Origin of the sequence: Pseudochrobactrum asaccharolyticum (assembly GCF_003314995.1) — a bacterium.
Taxonomy (GTDB): Bacteria; Pseudomonadota; Alphaproteobacteria; order Rhizobiales; family Rhizobiaceae; genus Pseudochrobactrum; species Pseudochrobactrum asaccharolyticum.
The window spans coordinates 53,915-70,610 of the sequence record NZ_QNRH01000006.1 but is presented as its reverse complement, the minus strand read 5'-3'; the positions used below and the strand labels follow the sequence as shown (position 1 = coordinate 70,610).

Below are 16,696 nucleotides of genomic sequence, written 5' to 3'. Positions count from 1 at the left end.
TCATCTTAAACTGATTGAAGTTTAAAAAATTATGCTGTGGTGCCGGGCATTGTTATAAACATCATTCCAAAGTATCAGAGCCATGTCTATGAAAGAGAATATTTTTCTAAATTCTTAGAAATACTCTGACTTCTGGAATTATTTTTTCTGGAAGTAGTTATACTTACCGTCGTCGCCTTTACGCCACTCAAACATGACATAAGGGGAAAGATTCGGATCGCCCTTTTCATCATAAGAGAGATCACCGAGGGCTGTCTTGAACGGGCCTTTTTCTTTCATGGCCTGAGCAACAGTCATCGGATCATTGCTACCGGCAGCATTTGCAGCGGCAGCCAGCGACTGAACGGCGGCATAGGTGTAGAAAGTATAGGCTTCCGGCTCAAAACCCTTGTCGCGGAACTGCTTGATCAGTTCAGCATTGGCCGGATCTTCACGCGGATCAGGGCCGAAGGTGTTGAGTACACCGGCCACCGCATCACCGGCAATCGAAGCCAGTTCGTTCGACACGATACCATCGCCGGAAATGAACTGTGCTTTCAGACCCTGATCACCCATCTGACGGATAATCAGACCGGCTTCCGGATGCAGACCACCCCAATAAATAACGGTAATTCCATCGCGCTTGAGCTTGGCAATCAGTGCGGAGTAATCCTTCTCACCGACATTCACGCCCTCATAGGCGGTTTCTTTCAGGCCAAGATCATTCATTGCTTTTTTGGTGCCGTCGGCAAGACCTTGCCCATAAGGTGTCTTGTCATGCACAATCGCAATTTTTCCGTCTTTAAAGTTGTCGACGATATATTTTGCGGCAGCGATACCCTGGTTATCGTCACGGCGGCAGGTGCGGAATGTATTCCACAGACCGCGCTCCGTATAAACCGGATTGGTTGTACCGGGCGCAATCGCCAGAATACCATTTTCAGCATAGACTTCAGAAGCAGGAATACTCACACCCGAATTGAAGTGACCGATAACAAACTGCACACCGTCAGCGGCAAACTTGTTGGCAACCGACATGCCCTGTTTTGGATCCGAAACGTCGTCACCATAAACCAGAACGATCTTTTCACCGTTCAAACCGCCTGCTGCGTTCACCACTTCTACAGCTGCTTCCGCGCCGTTTTTAATCTGTGCACCATAGGCAGCACTGCCGCCTGTTAAAGGTGCGCCGACACCGACCAGAATGTCTGCCCATGACGAACCGCTAAAGGCAAGCATTGCTGACAGGGCAACACCGCAGAACAGAGACTTTTTCATATTTCCTACTCCCATTAATATGACCGGATACGACAGTGTTTGTATCCGGTATTTTTCCCGTCGGAATCAGCTATTCCGACAGAATTCCTCTGAGCCATACAAGCATTTTATGCGAACAGGTCGCTCTGTCAGCGCCACCATTTCGCTCAAGTGAGACCGGATCACTCCGGTCTCACATCTGCTCTGCACCAGCCTGCTCGCGGCAGTTTACTGCTGAATGTAAGTGAACTTACCGTCAGCGCCTTTTTGCCATTTATACATGACGTAACCCGGCAATTTCGGATCGCCCTTTTCATCATAAGCCAGATCGCCGAGAACGGTTTTAAAGTTTCCCTTCTTCAGTTCTTTGGCAACAGCTTCCGGATCATTGCTGCCGGCAGCCTTGGCAGCTCCTGCCAGCGACTGCATGGCTGCGTAAGAATAAAGCGTATAAGCTTCAGGCTCGAAACCGGCATCGCGGAACTTCTTGACCAGATCAGCATTGGCCGGATTGTTGCGCGGGTCAGGACCGAATGTATTCAGCGTCCCTTCCACCGCATTACCGGCAATCGAAGCCAGTTCATTCGAAACGATACCGTCACCGGAGATGAACTGTGCTTTCAAACCCTGATCTCCGAGCTGACGGATAATCAGACCGGCTTCCGCATGCATACCGCCCCAGTAAATGACGCTGATGCCTTCCTGTTTCAGCTTGGCGATCAGAGCGGAAAAGTCTTTTTCACCGACATTCACGCCTTCATAAACGGTTTCTTTGACGCCAGCAGCATTAAGGGTTTTCTTGGTTTCATCAGCCAGCCCCTGTCCGTAAGGGGTCTTGTCGTGGAGAACCGCGACTTTGGCATCTTTGAAATGATCGGCGATATATTGACCGGCAACTACACCCTGCTGGTCATCACGGCCACAAGTACGGAATGTGTTCCACAGCCCCTGCTCGGTATAAACCGGATTGGTGCAACCCGGTGATATCTGAACAATGCCATTTTCGGCATAGACTGTTGAAACCGGAATACAGACACCGGAGTTGAAGTGGCCGATGACGAATTTCACGCCGTCAGCCGCGAATTTATTCGCAACCGAAATCCCCTGTTTCGGATCGGATACGTCATCGCCAAGAGTGAAGGTGATTTTCTCGCCGTTCAGCCCGCCTTCGGCATTGATGAGTTCTGCAGCAGCTTCTGCGCCCTTCTGAATCTGAAGACCGTAAACGGCATTCGGACCGGTGAGCGGTGCCCCGATACCCACCACGATATCCGCAAAGGCTGCGCCGCTGAAAGCGACGAGCGAGGAAAGTGCAACGCTGTATAATAATGCTTTTTTCATAATAACTGCTCCCATTACAATGATTTTGCCGGAAACTGTCTGCCAGAGAGCAGCTTCCTATGTTTATTAAATCCGGAGAATTAGCGTTCACGCCAAAGGCAGTTACCGATAATCCGCCGGTCATTTTTTATGCAATCATTAAGCAGAAACCGGTTTCCCGGGCAGTCTGTGCAGGAGTTATGCTCCTGCAGTTATCACAAGATCTGCTTTGTTCCCGTAAAACAGATCTTGTAATTTCAAGACGCATTCCCGAATTTAAAATACGGATCGGGAATGCTGTTATTATTGAGTTAAAACCCTGATTTATTTGGATTTATAGGAAAATAGTGACGTTTGCTCATAGAGCCAGCTATATTGACGAACCATCTTCTTGACCTTGGTAAAACGATAGCCAAGCGTGCCGATAACAGCCAGTACGACCAGATCCACCAGATAATAATGCAATGACAGCAATGTGCCTTCGAACATCGCATAATGGATGAAGCGTACCATTGCCGTTAAAGGCAGAAGATAGAGCAAAAACATAGCGTAAGGACGCCATGTCTGGGCGCAGGCGCGTCCAGTCATCCATGCTGCCCAACCACCAAGAATACAGGTGATCAGCAAAAACAACCAGAATGACGGCTCTTCATAGAGAATGCCTTGCATAATAAATCTCCCGAATTCACCGGATATCAATGCGATAATTCCGGTTATTACAGCTCAGAAGGGACAACACCACGGCGGCAATTATTTTTGCCGGATTGACACCTGTTTTCGCCTCCGCCCTTCTGAGACTGCGTTAATCTGCATAACCAACCGCGATATGAACGTGATCAGACTGTGCCTGATCTGATCTCATTAATGGCGGCCGCCCTCCAGATAAGCTGCACGTACTTCCGGATTAGCCAGAAGTTCCTGTCCGCTGCCGCTCATGGTGATCACACCATTGACCATCACATAACCGCGATGGGCGAGTTTCAGCGCACCGAAAGCATTCTGTTCAACCAAAAATACTGTCAGACCTGTTGTGCGGTTCAGCTCTTTGATCGCCTCGAATATCTGTTTAACGATCAGCGGTGCCAGCCCCAATGACGGCTCATCCAGCATCAGTAATTTTGGCCGCGCCATCAATGCACGGGCGATCGCCAGCATCTGCTGCTCACCGCCCGACAGCGTGCCGCCGCGCTGATTGATGCGCTCTTTCAGACGCGGAAACAGATCAAACATCAGCTTCACATCTTCATCAAAATATTTCTGATTATCAAGGCTCGCACCCATCTGCAGATTTTCCATCACGCTCATACGCGGGAAAATACGGCGACCTTCCGGAGACTGCGCAATACGCAGTTTCGCAATCTCATGCGGCGGCATTGTTGTAATGTCTTTGCCGTCGAAAATAATGCGGCCGGTACGCGCGCGCGGCGAGCCGAAAATCGTCATCATCAATGTTGATTTGCCAGCACCATTGGCACCAATCAGCGTAACGATTTCACCGGATTGCACGGTCACATCCACGCCTTTCAGCGCACAGATATTGCCGTAATAAGTTTCAACCTTATCAATAACCAGAAGCGGGTTTTGAGCCTGCATCATTTACCCCCCTCAGATTTTTTGCTTGAAGCCTTTTCAGCCGGTGTTTCATGGCTCGAAGGTACTTTTCCGGATTCAACACGTGTTGAAAACTCGGTTGCTTCACCTTGTGACAGTTTTTTCGCCTGACCGACCCAGTCTTCACGGCTAATACGGCCATCAAAGCTCAGATAAGTTTCTGCCTGTTTGATATCGGCATCTGTCCATACGGCAATCTGATCAAAGTGATAGATACCATGGGCATTGAGCTTGGTTTCATTCACACTGCCAATGCCTTTGATCAGCGTCAGATTATCAGCAGCACCGTTGCGCGGCGCATCCAGACCACCGGCCAGACGATCTACGGATACAGCCTCGGACGGCTCAACATCTGCAAGCTGGGTCACCAGCTGATCAACACTCCCGATTTCACCGTCGGCTCCGTCAATGAGGTCTGTAACCTCATCATCATCCACGCCGAGATAGGCTGCGATAACTTTCGGATCATTCTGCACAAAATGCGGAGCTCCGTCAGAGATCTTTGTACCATATTCAAGCACGATCACATGATCGGAAATTTCCATAACCACGGACATATCATGCTCGATCAGCAGAATAGATGTGCCTGTATCCTTACAAATATCGAGCAGCAGCTTGTTCAGTTCAGCCGATTCACGCGGGTTAAGACCGGCCGCAGGTTCATCAAGACAGAGCATTTCCGGATCGGTGCACATAGCGCGTGCAATTTCCAGACGACGCTGATCACCATAAGGCAGATCACCGGCCGGATCATCCGCACGATGGGTCAGATTGATTTTCTCAAGCCAGATGCGCGCCTTTTCAATCGCATCCTTCGCTGCCTTTTTATAGGCAGGGAAACCCAACAGGCCGAGGAAGGTAAAGCCGGAAGAAACCATCAGCGGATTATGCTGTGCCACCAGCAGATTTTCCAAAACAGTCAGACCTGTGAACAGGCGAATGTTCTGAAATGTGCGGGCAACCTTGGCTTTTTTGGTGATCATGAAATCCGGCATCCGTTCCAGCAGGAACTTATCGCCATTGGTATGATGCATGGTCACCATGCCGCCTGTCGGCTTGTAAAAACCGGTCAGGCAGTTGAACACTGTGGTTTTTCCGGCTCCGTTTGGTCCGATCACCGCTGTGATCTCGCCACGTTTGACCTCAAAACTCAAGTCATTGATCGCAACCAGACCACCGAAGCGCATGGATAAATGCTCGACCTTCAGAATGGTTTCGGCGCTTTTTGTTTTTTCAGCAAGTGGAGAATTTGCCATTACTGTTGTCCCCGCCATCAGCCATGTCCTTCCTTGGTAAAGGAACCGGATACCAGCTTACGCTCGTTCAGGAAGGCACTTGGTTCACGATGTCCGACGAAACCGCGCGGTTTCCAGACCATCACTACAACCATTGCCAGACCGAAGATCAGCATACGATAGAGTTCAGGTGTAAAGCTCTGTCCGAAGATAGCTTTGAGGAAGGAAAGTTCACGCAGAATTTCCGTACCGCCGATCATGACAATCGCGGCAATCGCAATCCCGATCAGTGACCCCATGCCACCCAGCACCACAACAGCAAGAATAACTGCGGATTCAAGGAACACGAATGATTCCGGACTGACGAAGCCCTGACGCGCACCGAAGAAGGCACCGGCAAAACCACCGAACATCGCACCGGTCGCGAAAGCGGTCAGCTTGGTCGTTGTCGTGTTGATACCCAGTGCACGGCAGGCGATTTCATCTTCACGCAGCGCTTCCCACGCACGGCCGATCGGCATACGGCGCAGACGGATTGTGACCCATGCAGTCAGCAGAGCAAGAAGAAGAATGATGTAATAGAGGAAGATTTTATAATGGGCAGCGGAGAATTGCAGGCCGAAAGTTGCCGCAAAACCATCCGGACCGGCCTTGAAAGGAATGCCGAAGAATGTCGCTTTTGCGATACCCGACACACCGAATGTGCCTTTTGTTACGGCCGTCCAGTTTATCAGCACAAGCCTGATAATTTCCCCGAAAGCCAGTGTCACAATCGCCAGATAGTCACCGCGCAGACGCAGTACCGGAAAGCCAAGAATGATCCCCCAGAAGGCAGCAAGAATACCGGCGACCGGCAGCAGCGTCCAGAAAGACAAACCGAAATAAGAGGACAGCAAAGCGTAGGAATAAGCACCCACCGCATAGAAGGCCACATAACCCAGATCGAGCAGACCGGCGAGACCGACAACGATATTCAGCCCCCATGCCAGCATAATATAGATCAGAATCTGAATACCGAAGTTATCGACCCATTTCAGCGACCCCTGAAAGCCGAGTGTCGCGACAATCAGCACCGGATAGATAAACAGAAACAGGATTGCGAGTTTCGAGAAGTTCTTGCGGAAGAAAGAAACATCACCGCCTGCAGACACATGTTTCTCGGCTTTACTCCGCTTGGCCATATAAGGCACCAGGAAAGCGCGATGCAGAAAGCGGCCAATACCGGACAAAGCAACAAGGATGAACAACAAGCCCCAGCGCTGAACCAGCACCAGTTCATTATTGATATTCTGCTCGGTTTTAAAACCGACAATCAGAACAAACAGACCAAAAGCGAGAATTGCTGCAATGATACCTTCGCGAATACCAGCTGCAAAATCCGATGGTGCTGCTTTTGGCTTCGCCACAGAAGAAGTCTGAAAAGTATTGGCCATGTTACACCTTTTCAACTTCTGGACGGCCGAGAATGCCGGAAGGCATGAAAATCAGCACAATCGCAAGGATTGAGAATGCAGCAACATCTTTATAATCGATCGAGAAATAGGCAGACCAGAGCGCTTCGATCAGGCCGATCAGCAAGCCGCCGATCATAGCACCCGGCAGAGAGCCGATGCCGCCGAGAACCGCTGCGGTAAATGCCTTAACGCCCGGAATAAAGCCGTCGGCAAAGGAAATAACGCCGTAATAAGTGAGGTAAAGCGTACCGGCCACCGCAGCCAATGCTGCCCCCATAACAAAGGTCAGGGAAATGGTGCGGTCGACATTAATGCCGAGCAGCGACGCCATTTTACGATCCTGCTCACAGGCACGCTGTGCGCGCCCCAGAGAGGTCCGGTTAACAATATACCAGAAGATCGTCAGCAGAACGACCGTGACGGCAATGATAACAATCTGCTTGAGTGAGATAATAATATCCGTGCCAAACAGCGAGTAGGAATCATTGATCAGCGCAGGGATCGGCTTGTTGCGCGGGCCCTGTGTCACCTGAACAAAGTTGGACAATGCAATAGACATACCAATCGCAGTGATCAGCGGTGCAAGGCGGAAAGAGCCGCGCAACGGTCTGTAAGCAACCCGCTCAATGGTCCAGCTCCACATACTGGTCAGGATCATGGCGACGATCATCATCAGCAGGATTGCCAGCACCACAGGCACTGCACCGACAAAGGTTGTCAGTATCAAAAAAACAATAAGCGCCATGAAGGCGCCGAGCATAAAAACATCACCATGAGAAAAATTGATCATGCCGATAATACCATAAACCATGGTATAGCCGATGGCGATCAATCCGTAGATTGACCCGAGCGTCAGCCCGTTGATCACTTGCTGGATAAAATATTCCATTGCAAAGTCACCCTTTTCTGATCTGAATTATTTTCGCCGCTAACGGGCACTTCCCTTATATTTCAGATCGTTTACTCCACTGCACAATCCGGCAGGCAAAAGCTGCCGCAGTACCGTCCAGAATTTATAGGCTTACTGCATGTCGGTGAGACAGCGCAGCTTAGTCATATGGCATTGCAGAGAATCGTCCCCCGATAGCGTCTGTGATAGCAGACAAGGCTTCCGCTCCCCTTGGCCGAATATGACCAAATCCGGAAAAACCGAATTGCCCGACTACACAGAAACTATAGAAAATACGACTAGTAATATAGTATTACTCGCCCCCTGCTCTGCTCCTGAAATTTAAGATTACTCATAATTTATTACCGGTCAATCGCCGTTCTGCATTGTTTTGATGATTGAACAATATTCTGTTTGCGACGTCTTTAACGGACTACAAAACCATGCGCAAAAGGATCGCGGTCATCAATGAAAATTGTATTATAACCTGTCATGCGTGCCCAACCGGCAATAGAAGGAATTATGCCTTTCTTATCAGCTACTTGAACATCAGCCTCTACCCGCCCGTGAAACAGTGATCCGATCACGGATTCGTGAACAAAACTATCTCCGGCCTTCAGTTCTCCGCGAGCCGCCAGTTGCGCCATACGGGCAGAAGTTCCGGTGCCGCATGGTGAACGATCAATCGCTTTTTCTCCGTAGAACACGGCATTACGTGCATGAGCTTCGGATTTCGTCGGTTTTCCTGTCCACAAAATATGGCTGAGGCGATTAATATCGGCGAGTTCCGGATGCTGAAAACGATACATCTCATTGAGTCGCTGGCGTAAAACAGGGCTCCAGCCAATCAGATCAAGCACCGAATAATCGGCCAGATCCGTGTAATTTTCTTGCGCCTCAACAATTGCGTAGAAATTACCGCCATAGCTGACATCAACTTTGAGCAAGCCGAGATCAGGACACTCGACCTCTAATCCTTCAGCGTACAGGAATGCCGGCACATTGGTCAGCCGCACGCTTTCCACATATTGCCCGTTCTGCTCATATTCGATTGCAACTTTACCCGCCGGTGTATCGAGATTGATTTTGCCCGGTACTTTTGGAGTAATCAGCCCCTGCTCAATAGCCATTGTGACTGTACCGATTGTACCATGCCCGCACATCGGGAGACAGCCGGATGTCTCGATAAACAATACTGCCACATCACAATCATCGCGTGTCGGCGGATAAAGAATAGAACCGGACATCATGTCGTGACCGCGCGGCTCAAACATCAGACCGGTGCGGATCCAGTCATATTCGGCAAGAAAATGCGCGCGCTTTTCCATCATATTGGAGCCGTGCAGGTTCGGCCCGCCTCCGGCCACAAGCCGAACAGGATTACCGCAAGTATGACCGTCAACACAAAAGAACGAATGTTTTGCCATGATGTTTCTCAAAACCGTTTTGGACTGAAAGCACTGACAGGCAGCGCTGTTGTTTCATGATTTAAAAGCTGGGTCACAAGTCGCGCAGTCGCTGCAGACTGGGTAAGCCCCAGATGGCCGTGTCCGAAAGCATAAATGATATCATTCGAGGTCGAGGAATAGCCGATCACCGGTAATGTATCCGGCGTCGAAGGACGGTAACCCATCCATTGCCGCCCGCCTTCCGTTTTCAGTTGCGGCAGGAACTGCTTCGCCTTTTTCAGCATAGCTTCTGAGCGCGCATAATTGGGCGGCAGGATCAGCCCGCCCAGTTCCACGGCACCACCGACACGCACACCTGTTGTCAGCGGCGTAATCACAAAGGCATGCCCGGGGAATGTCAGCTGACGACGGATATCACCGGCACCAACCGGTAAAGTCGTATTATAGCCGCGTTCTGTCTCCAGCGGCACAGCATCGCCAAGCTGCGCACTTAAATGATGAGACCACGCACCCGCTGCAATAATCAGTTTTCTGCCATGCAGCACTTCACCATTGGCAAGTGTCACTTCCGCGCCAGTTGGCCGCTGAGTAATCGCTGAAACTGTGGCCTGCTGATAGCGCGCGCCCAGTTTTTCCGCATAGGCCCAAAGCGCTTTGCCATAGAGTTTCGGATCAGAAACGTTCTTCCATTTTGGTACAAAGCAACCGACCACAAAACGTGCATCTAATCCGGGCTGCAAGGCCGCCAGCTCTGTGCCGCGCACCACCTTGAAATCAATACCGGCCTGCTTTTTGGCTTCCCAACCGGACATTGCCGCCTGCAGTTCGGCTTCACTTTCATAAAGCTCAAGATTGCCTTCATGATGGATCATATCCGTAATACCGGCGCGCTCTGCCAGTGCCAACATTTCCTTTTCTGCCAGCTGCATCATTTGCCCCTGCACCTGCGTGCTGTTGCGAAGTGCAGATGCGCTGCTGGCACGCCAGAAACGATAAAGCCATGGCAGCAATTTAACGACATAAGAAGGACGGATAGCAAAAGGCCCCAGAGGGTCCAGCAGCCAGCCCGGCACTTTCTTCATCACGCCCTTTGAAGCAAGCGGCAATATTTCTGAAAAAGCCAGAGCTGCCGCATTACCGGAACTTGTCTCCTCACAAATCCCCGTGCGATCCAGCACCAGCACAGAATGTCCGGCTTCGCTCAGCACCGCTGCTGCAGCAATCCCGACAATACCTGCCCCGATAATAATCACTTCAGAATGTTTCTGATTCCCATCCACATTGACGTTATCAACCGACGCCATGTGCCCTCCTGCCTGCCCTGTTTATAATTCTGATTATGCAGACCTTACGCCGTAAAAACGGTTCTTGCTACGGAAAAACCCCGGTTAAACTGAATTAACCGGGGTTGTTTCGCATCAGATTTTTGGCAGCTCAGGCCGTGTTGCCAGTGCCTGTTTTACAATCTTTTCAACCTGTGCCAGACGCTCGCCGCTCAGTGGCAGACGCGGCAGACGAACGCGGTCATTCGACTGGATGGCATGCACTTCAATCAGCTTGAGATTCTGTACCAGATAGGTCGAAACATCGAGATCAAGCAGCGGACGCATCCAGCGATAGAGCGACAATGCCTCATCATAGCGCTTCTGCTTGATGAGCTGATACAGCACCACCGTCTCACGCGGCAGCGATGTAACAACACCGGCTACCCAGCCGATTGCACCAGTTGTCAGCGCTTCAAATGCCAGATTGTCAACGCCGGTAAACAAATCAAAGCGATCGCCGAACTGATTAACGATATCAATCGTGCGGCGGATATCATCTGACGATTCCTTGATCGCAACGAACAGATCGTCTTTCGCCAGCTCTTCAAGGCACTCGCCGGTCACATCCACACGGTAGGCCATGCGGTTGGAATAGATCATCACAGGCAGACCACCGGCAGAAGCCATTGCTTTGAGGGTCGTGACGGTTTCCTGAGGATTGGTAAAATAGATCGGGCTTGGCACAACCATCAGGCCGTCGGCACCGGCTTTTGCCGCAGCTTTTGCGGCCGCCGCACCTTCACGCGTGCCCGCTTCAAACACAGTCATCAGCACCGGACGCTTACCCGCAACTGAACGAGCTGTTTTAAAAACATCCAGCTTTTCTTCAGCAGAAAGCATCGGGCCTTCACCGAGTGAGCCGCCAACCACAAAGCCATCGACGCCCGCATCAATCTGCAGGCCGAAGCAACGCTCCATTTCTTTGTGATCCAGCGCATCATTTTCAGTAAATTTTGTTGTAACTGCCGGAAAAATACCTGACCACATATCATAACTCCCAATTGATATACTACTGATATATCTAAATAGGAATTGGAAGTCAACTGAATTCTGCACAGCAATAATCGGGGGCGAGAACCATCGCACAAGCGTTCATTGATGGGCAGATATTGAGAAAAGGCCTTAGCTGTAGTATCTCTCGGGCAAATATCATCGAATATTAGACACCCTGAATATTGCATCAACGCAATATCGGCTCCGCAGAAACAAAAGCAGGCATCAGCCATACCGGCATGCACTGCCTATCAATAATAAGGACACAGCCTTTATGTCAGGGCCACTTACGAACAATGATGTACAGCTGGATACTTCTCCGGCCGCTTCTGCACTCAGCCTCTCTGATCAGGCATATCGCCTGCTTGAACGCCATATTGTCACCCTGTCTCTGCAACCGGGCAGTGTCACCAATGAGCGGGTTCTGATTGAACTGACCGGTATGGGGCGCACACCCGTTCGTGAAGCCATTCAGCGGCTGGCATGGGAAGGACTGATGGAAGTCCGTCCGCGCTCCGGTATTGCTATTACCGCGCTTGATCCGAAAGACTTTACCAAGGTTCTTGATGCGCGCGAAGGTGTTGAACAGATTCTTTGTCGTGATGCTGCTCGTTATTCCGGTACCTATGAGCATGATAAACTGCGTGAAGCCGCGGTTATGATGAAACAAGCAGCAACCACGCAGGACATTCCGCTGTTTCTTGATGCAGACAAAGCTTTCGACGAAGTTCTCGGCAGCGCCTCACTCAATCCTTACGCCACCCGTCTGGCCGCTCCTTTACAGAGCCACAGCCGCCGGTTCTGGTTCCGCTTACGCCGCGATGAAAGTCTTGCAGATTCTGCCGCTGCGCATACCCGTATGATTGAAGCCATTGTCAGCCGCGATGAAAATTCAGCGGTTGAAAGCGCCAAGCAGCTGATCGCACATTTGCGTACACTCACCCCATAAGTGCCGTATTTCATGCCGATAAGCCTGTTTCTCGCAGAAAAGGTTTATAGGCAGTATTATGATTTTAGAGCATTTCCAGCAAAAGTGTGAAGCGGTTTTGCGTCGGATAATGCGTAAAAACAAAAAGTTACAGCGGTTCCTACGATTCAGTCCTACTGGAACCGCTGTAAATCCGCTTTTTTACAGCAAAGCTTTTTCTGCCACTTGTATTCTGTTTCTCTCTGTTACCACCGGCTTTTCTGAGACGCCGGACAGTGATTACCAAGGCCCTGTCGTCACCAGTTGCAAGACGATTGGTGCTCTTTCAGAAAAATGGGACAAATCATCAGAGCAATGGCCGGAAATCACACTGCGTGCCAAGGTCAAAGCCGTACATCAGAATGACCCTATCGCCGTCACTGAACTCTGCCCCGATCAAAAACTACAGGTCATTTGCCTTGAATATGACAACAGCGCCCTGAAAGCCGGTGATCAGGTTGAGGTCAGCGGTATGCTGACCAATCGTTTTGATAATGGCGTCGTTATTGATCCCTGCTCGACACGATTACAAGCTGATTGAAACTGCGCCTGAATAATCATTACGCACACTTATCGCGAAGCGGGAACTTATTCCCATCTGCAGCGTTATCTCTTTGAAAATCTGACCGGAGACACCATCTTCCGGTCGAAAAAGATGCAATAAGGAGATCAGCATGGCTAGCAAACTGCGTAATGATGCAGAAAAGACATTTGAAGATCAGATTGCGGAACTGAAAAAAGAACTGGCTTCAGTAACCAAAAAATTATCCGAGCAAGGATCTGCACTTTACGATGATGCGCGTGACAGTGCGTCAGATACCTACGAAACATTACGTAAACGTGGCCGTGTCGCTGCCCGTGAAGTCCGGCATCAGGCTCAGGCTGTATCCGAGACCGCCCGTGAAAATCCGCTGGCAACCGCAGCGGTCGTAGCAGGTATCGGTTTGGTACTTGCACTGCTGGCTCGCCGCTAAGCAACTTCATCAGTTATCAGGCAGCCTGTCACACAGGCTGCCTACACCTGAATATGAACACGGAGGTTCTATGAATAAGAACAGCCTTTATATTCTGCTCGGCGCATTGCTCGTGATTATTGCCGGCTTTTCTATCTATACCTACAGAGAAGAATCCAAGCCGAAGGGTGTTGAGCTCAAAATCGACGAGCAAGGCGTCTCCATTGAGCAAAACTAGTCGCCAAGAAGCTTGTATTTCAGGCATAAAAAAACCGCGATATTTCTATCGCGGTTTTTTTAAATATCGGATGCGTCTCTGACTTATGCAGGCAGAATTGCGCCTTCCAGAGTTGTCAGCTGATGCAAGAACATTTCTGCCTTGGTGCGGTGTTCCGCAGAGGATGCATCATCAACAAGCTTACGAGCATGCTCAATACGAGCCGCAATATCTTCACGCTTGATTTCATCAATATGAAGTGCGGATTCTGCCAGCAAAGAGCAACCTTCCGGTGTGATATCAGCAAAGCCGCCGAAGACGATATAAGCATCGCTTTTACCATCCGCAGTCTTCACAGTAACCTTACCAGGAATGATAGTGGTCATCAAAGGAGCGTGACCGGCCAGAACAGTCAGGTAGCCTTCGCTGCCAGGAATTACCACTTCGCTGACTTCAGCAGAAAGCAGAAGACGTTCCGGTGATACCAGTTCAAATTTGAAGGTTCCAGCCATGTTTCTCACTCAAAATCCCTGAACCTGTCCGCATTCGCGGCGTTCCGGCGTTGAATTCAATAGTTCAGCGGTCAATCACAATAAACGGAAATACGCTGCGAAATTATATCTCAAAAGTGAGGCTATGCCTGCAAACTGTTGAGAGAACAGTCAGGCAGACCAAAGTCTGCCTGACCAATCACATTAAGCAGCTTCTGCCAGCTTCTGTGCTTTTTCAATCGCTTCTTCAATCGAACCGACCATGTAGAAAGCTGCTTCAGGCAGGTGATCGTAATCGCCAGCGCAAAGGCCTTTAAAGCCTTTGATTGTATCCTGAAGATCAACCAGCTTACCTGGCGAACCGGTGAAGATTTCAGCCACGAAGAATGGCTGGGACAGGAAGCGCTCGATTTTACGGGCACGTGTCACTGTCAACTTATCTTCTTCAGACAATTCGTCCATACCAAGGATGGCGATGATGTCCTGAAGCGACTTGTAGCGCTGCAGAATTGACTGAACCTGACGGGCAACTTCGTAATGCTCTTCACCAACGATCATCGGGTCAAGCATACGGGATGTTGAGTCAAGCGGATCAACCGCAGGATAAATACCCTTTTCAGCGATCGAACGGTTAAGAACCGTAGTCGCATCCAAGTGCGCAAAGGATGTCGCAGGCGCAGGGTCAGTCAAGTCATCAGCAGGAACGTAAATTGCCTGCACCGAAGTGATCGAGCCTTTGGTTGTGGTGGTGATGCGTTCCTGCATCTGACCCATATCCGTTGCCAGTGTCGGCTGATAGCCCACAGCGGAAGGAATACGGCCGAGAAGCGCGGACACTTCCGAACCAGCCTGTGTGAAGCGGAAAATGTTATCCACGAAGAACAACACGTCCTGACCGTCATCACGGAAGCTTTCAGCGATCGTCAGACCGGAGAGAGCAACACGGGCACGCGCACCTGGCGGCTCGTTCATCTGACCGTATACGAGGGCTGCTTTCGAGCCTTCGCCGCCACCCAGCTTGTTAACGCCGGATTCGATCATTTCGTGATAGAGATCGTTACCTTCACGGGTACGCTCACCAACACCGGCGAATACCGAGTAACCACCGTGGGCTTTAGCCACGTTGTTGATGAGTTCCATGATGAGAACGGTTTTACCAACGCCCGCACCACCGAACAGACCAATCTTACCACCTTTAGCGTAAGGGGCGAGAAGATCCACAACCTTAATACCGGTTACCAGAATCTCCGATTCAGGTGACTGTTCGATATATTCAGGTGCCGGCTGGTGAATACCGCGGGTCGCAGCAGTCACAATCGGGCCAGCTTCATCAACTGGTTCACCGATTACGTTCATGATACGGCCGAGTGTTTCAGGGCCTACCGGAACGCGGATCGCATCGCCGGTATCACGTACTTCCTGACCACGAACCAGACCTTCGGTCGAGTCCATAGCAATGGTACGTACTGTATTTTCGCCAAGATGCTGAGCAACTTCCAGAACGAGACGGTTACCGAGGTTGTCGGTTTCCAACGCGTTCAGGATCAGAGGCAGATGATCATCAAACTGGACGTCGACGACAGCGCCGATGACCTGCTTGATACGGCCGACTGCACCTGATGCAGCCGCGCCGGACTTAGCCTTTGCCGTGGTCTTGGTAGTTTTCGGTGTCGCTGCTTTAGCCATCGATCCTTACCTTCCGATTAGAGCGCTTCCGCGCCCGCAATAATTTCAATCAGTTCTGTGGTGATCTGAGCCTGACGCTGACGGTTATATGTGATCGACAGCTTGTTGATCATGTCACCAGCGTTACGCGTTGCGTTATCCATCGCGCTCATCTTTGCGCCCATTTCACCGGCCACATTTTCAAGCAAAGCGCTGAAAATCTGGACAGAAATGTTGCGCGGCAGAAGATCATCGAGAATAGCAGCCGCATCCGGCTCATATTCGTAGATCGCACCACCTGCAGAAACCGCTTCCCCAGCATCACCGGCTGAAGCCGGAATAAGCTGCTGAGCTGTCGGAACCTGATTGATCACCGACTTGAACTGCGAGTAGAACAGTGTCGCAACGTCGAACTCGCCTTTGTTGAAAAGCGCGATCAGTTTGCGACCGATCTGGTCGGCATTGGTGAAACCAATCTGCTTCACTTCACGCAGGTCGACATGATCAATGATCTGTCCACCAAAGTCGCGACGCAGAATATCCGCACCTTTTTTACCGACAGTAATGATTTTTACTGTCTTACCCTGTGCCAGCAACTGGCGGGCATGTTCACGGGCGAGACGTGCGATCTGCGAGTTGAAACCACCGCACAGACCACGTTCCGCGGTTGCGACGATGAGCAAATGCACATCGTCTTTACCGGTACCCGCCATCAGTTTCGGTGCATCATCACCGCTTACATTCTGGGCAATATTGGCCAGAACTGCACTCATCCGCTGAGAATACGGCCGTGCCGCTTCGGCTGCTTCCTGGGCACGACGCAGTTTTGCCGCGGCGACCATTTGCATCGCCTTGGTAATTTTCTGCGTCGCCTTAACCGAGGCGATACGGTTTCTCAGATCCTTTAGTGAAGGCATCCGTTCATCCCGTC

At 50.6% G+C, this 16,696-nt stretch carries 18 protein-coding genes; 5 read left to right on the top strand and 13 right to left on the bottom strand.

The features are described 5' to 3' along the window. Positions 1–138: 138 nt before the first annotated feature. Positions 139–1,257 (bottom strand): branched-chain amino acid ABC transporter substrate-binding protein, encoded by a 1,119-nt coding sequence (locus DFR47_RS15285; RefSeq protein WP_113945280.1) that lies wholly within the window; start codon positions 1,255–1,257, stop codon positions 139–141. A gap of 207 nt (positions 1,258–1,464) precedes the next feature. Further along, positions 1,465–2,577, bottom strand: a complete 1,113-nt coding sequence (locus DFR47_RS15280; RefSeq protein ID WP_113945414.1) for a branched-chain amino acid ABC transporter substrate-binding protein — start codon at positions 2,575–2,577, stop codon at positions 1,465–1,467. A gap of 59 nt (positions 2,578–2,636) precedes the next feature. Here DFR47_RS15280 and DFR47_RS15275 point away from each other — a divergent pair, with 59 nt between their 5' ends. Continuing rightward, on the top strand, positions 2,637–2,879 hold the full coding sequence (locus DFR47_RS15275; RefSeq protein WP_113945279.1) for a hypothetical protein: 243 nt from the start codon (positions 2,637–2,639) through the stop codon (positions 2,877–2,879). 1 nt (position 2,880) lies between these two features. Here DFR47_RS15275 and DFR47_RS15270 read toward each other — a convergent pair whose 3' ends face one another. The 8 genes from DFR47_RS15270 to DFR47_RS15235 all read right to left on the bottom strand — a co-directional run bounded on the left by DFR47_RS15270 (position 2,881) and on the right by DFR47_RS15235 (position 11,466). Beyond that, on the bottom strand, positions 2,881–3,225 hold the full coding sequence (locus tag DFR47_RS15270) for a DUF6867 family protein (RefSeq protein WP_113945278.1): 345 nt from the start codon (positions 3,223–3,225) through the stop codon (positions 2,881–2,883). A gap of 192 nt (positions 3,226–3,417) precedes the next feature. After that, positions 3,418–4,149 (bottom strand): ABC transporter ATP-binding protein, encoded by a 732-nt coding sequence (locus tag DFR47_RS15265; RefSeq protein WP_374788407.1) that lies wholly within the window; start codon positions 4,147–4,149, stop codon positions 3,418–3,420. After that, the gene (locus tag DFR47_RS15260) at positions 4,149–5,441 is read right to left on the bottom strand and encodes an ATP-binding cassette domain-containing protein (RefSeq protein WP_113945276.1); all 1,293 of its coding nucleotides are present in this window, start codon (positions 5,439–5,441) and stop codon (positions 4,149–4,151) included. Before DFR47_RS15260 ends, DFR47_RS15265 begins: the two co-directional genes overlap by 1 nt. Beyond that, positions 5,441–6,835, bottom strand: coding sequence for a high-affinity branched-chain amino acid ABC transporter permease LivM (livM, locus tag DFR47_RS15255; RefSeq protein WP_113945275.1), 1,395 nt, complete (start codon positions 6,833–6,835; stop codon positions 5,441–5,443). Before livM ends, DFR47_RS15260 begins: the two co-directional genes overlap by 1 nt. Position 6,836: 1 nt before the next feature. Beyond that, the gene (locus DFR47_RS15250) at positions 6,837–7,745 is read right to left on the bottom strand and encodes a branched-chain amino acid ABC transporter permease (RefSeq protein WP_113945274.1); all 909 of its coding nucleotides are present in this window, start codon (positions 7,743–7,745) and stop codon (positions 6,837–6,839) included. Between the two features lie 425 nt (positions 7,746–8,170). Then, positions 8,171–9,172, bottom strand: a complete 1,002-nt coding sequence (locus tag DFR47_RS15245; protein WP_113945273.1) for a 4-hydroxyproline epimerase — start codon at positions 9,170–9,172, stop codon at positions 8,171–8,173. Positions 9,173–9,180: 8 nt separating this feature from the next. After that, positions 9,181–10,458, bottom strand: coding sequence for an NAD(P)/FAD-dependent oxidoreductase (locus DFR47_RS15240; RefSeq protein ID WP_113945272.1), 1,278 nt, complete (start codon positions 10,456–10,458; stop codon positions 9,181–9,183). Between the two features lie 114 nt (positions 10,459–10,572). Then, positions 10,573–11,466: a dihydrodipicolinate synthase family protein gene (locus DFR47_RS15235; RefSeq protein ID WP_113945271.1), complete on the bottom strand. Its 894-nt coding sequence runs from the start codon at positions 11,464–11,466 to the stop codon at positions 10,573–10,575. 280 nt (positions 11,467–11,746) lie between these two features. Between DFR47_RS15235 and DFR47_RS15230 the strand changes: the two genes are divergently transcribed. From DFR47_RS15230 to DFR47_RS21800, 4 genes are all read left to right on the top strand, one after another. Beyond that, complete coding sequence (locus DFR47_RS15230) at positions 11,747–12,421, top strand: GntR family transcriptional regulator (RefSeq protein WP_113945270.1); 675 nt, start codon at positions 11,747–11,749, stop codon at positions 12,419–12,421. Between the two features lie 58 nt (positions 12,422–12,479). Next, on the top strand, positions 12,480–12,980 hold the full coding sequence (locus DFR47_RS21805; protein ID WP_210207327.1) for a hypothetical protein: 501 nt from the start codon (positions 12,480–12,482) through the stop codon (positions 12,978–12,980). 133 nt (positions 12,981–13,113) lie between these two features. After that, positions 13,114–13,413, top strand: a complete 300-nt coding sequence (locus DFR47_RS15225) for an ElaB/YgaM/YqjD family protein (protein ID WP_113945269.1) — start codon at positions 13,114–13,116, stop codon at positions 13,411–13,413. A gap of 70 nt (positions 13,414–13,483) precedes the next feature. Continuing rightward, positions 13,484–13,630: a hypothetical protein gene (locus tag DFR47_RS21800; RefSeq protein ID WP_170137515.1), complete on the top strand. Its 147-nt coding sequence runs from the start codon at positions 13,484–13,486 to the stop codon at positions 13,628–13,630. An 83-nt stretch (positions 13,631–13,713) separates the two neighbouring features. Here the strand turns inward: DFR47_RS21800 and DFR47_RS15220 are convergent, their stop codons facing one another. From DFR47_RS15220 to DFR47_RS15210, 3 genes are all read right to left on the bottom strand, one after another. Further along, positions 13,714–14,121, bottom strand: coding sequence for a F0F1 ATP synthase subunit epsilon (locus tag DFR47_RS15220; protein ID WP_113945268.1), 408 nt, complete (start codon positions 14,119–14,121; stop codon positions 13,714–13,716). Between the two features lie 183 nt (positions 14,122–14,304). Further along, positions 14,305–15,786 carry a F0F1 ATP synthase subunit beta gene (atpD, locus tag DFR47_RS15215; RefSeq protein ID WP_113945267.1) on the bottom strand — a complete coding sequence of 494 codons (1,482 nt, stop codon included), beginning with the start codon at positions 15,784–15,786 and terminating at the stop codon, positions 14,305–14,307. Between the two features lie 17 nt (positions 15,787–15,803). Beyond that, positions 15,804–16,682, bottom strand: a complete 879-nt coding sequence (locus DFR47_RS15210) for a F0F1 ATP synthase subunit gamma (protein ID WP_113945266.1) — start codon at positions 16,680–16,682, stop codon at positions 15,804–15,806. Between the last annotated feature and the right edge of the window lie 14 nt (positions 16,683–16,696).

Excerpts from the sequence above, each read along its gene's own strand:
- atpD (WP_113945267.1), bottom strand. The coding sequence starts at position 15,786 with ATGGCTAAAGCAGCGACACCGAAAACTACCAAGACCACGGCAAAGGCT.
- DFR47_RS15210 (WP_113945266.1), bottom strand. The coding sequence starts at position 16,682 with ATGCCTTCACTAAAGGATCTGAGAAACCGTATCGCCTCGGTTAAGGCG.
- DFR47_RS21805 (WP_210207327.1), top strand. The coding sequence starts at position 12,480 with ATGATTTTAGAGCATTTCCAGCAAAAGTGTGAAGCGGTTTTGCGTCGG.
- DFR47_RS15235 (WP_113945271.1), bottom strand. The coding sequence starts at position 11,466 with ATGTGGTCAGGTATTTTTCCGGCAGTTACAACAAAATTTACTGAAAAT.
- DFR47_RS15275 (WP_113945279.1), top strand. The coding sequence starts at position 2,637 with ATGTTTATTAAATCCGGAGAATTAGCGTTCACGCCAAAGGCAGTTACC.
- livM (WP_113945275.1), bottom strand. The coding sequence starts at position 6,835 with ATGGCCAATACTTTTCAGACTTCTTCTGTGGCGAAGCCAAAAGCAGCA.
- DFR47_RS15285 (WP_113945280.1), bottom strand. The coding sequence starts at position 1,257 with ATGAAAAAGTCTCTGTTCTGCGGTGTTGCCCTGTCAGCAATGCTTGCC.
- DFR47_RS15230 (WP_113945270.1), top strand. The coding sequence starts at position 11,747 with ATGTCAGGGCCACTTACGAACAATGATGTACAGCTGGATACTTCTCCG.
- DFR47_RS21800 (WP_170137515.1), top strand. The coding sequence starts at position 13,484 with ATGAATAAGAACAGCCTTTATATTCTGCTCGGCGCATTGCTCGTGATT.
- DFR47_RS15240 (WP_113945272.1), bottom strand. The coding sequence starts at position 10,458 with ATGGCGTCGGTTGATAACGTCAATGTGGATGGGAATCAGAAACATTCT.
- DFR47_RS15270 (WP_113945278.1), bottom strand. The coding sequence starts at position 3,225 with ATGCAAGGCATTCTCTATGAAGAGCCGTCATTCTGGTTGTTTTTGCTG.
- DFR47_RS15250 (WP_113945274.1), bottom strand. The coding sequence starts at position 7,745 with ATGGAATATTTTATCCAGCAAGTGATCAACGGGCTGACGCTCGGGTCA.
- DFR47_RS15220 (WP_113945268.1), bottom strand. The coding sequence starts at position 14,121 with ATGGCTGGAACCTTCAAATTTGAACTGGTATCACCGGAACGTCTTCTG.
- DFR47_RS15245 (WP_113945273.1), bottom strand. The coding sequence starts at position 9,172 with ATGGCAAAACATTCGTTCTTTTGTGTTGACGGTCATACTTGCGGTAAT.
- DFR47_RS15225 (WP_113945269.1), top strand. The coding sequence starts at position 13,114 with ATGGCTAGCAAACTGCGTAATGATGCAGAAAAGACATTTGAAGATCAG.
- DFR47_RS15280 (WP_113945414.1), bottom strand. The coding sequence starts at position 2,577 with ATGAAAAAAGCATTATTATACAGCGTTGCACTTTCCTCGCTCGTCGCT.
- DFR47_RS15265 (WP_374788407.1), bottom strand. The coding sequence starts at position 4,149 with ATGCAGGCTCAAAACCCGCTTCTGGTTATTGATAAGGTTGAAACTTAT.
- DFR47_RS15260 (WP_113945276.1), bottom strand. The coding sequence starts at position 5,441 with ATGGCGGGGACAACAGTAATGGCAAATTCTCCACTTGCTGAAAAAACA.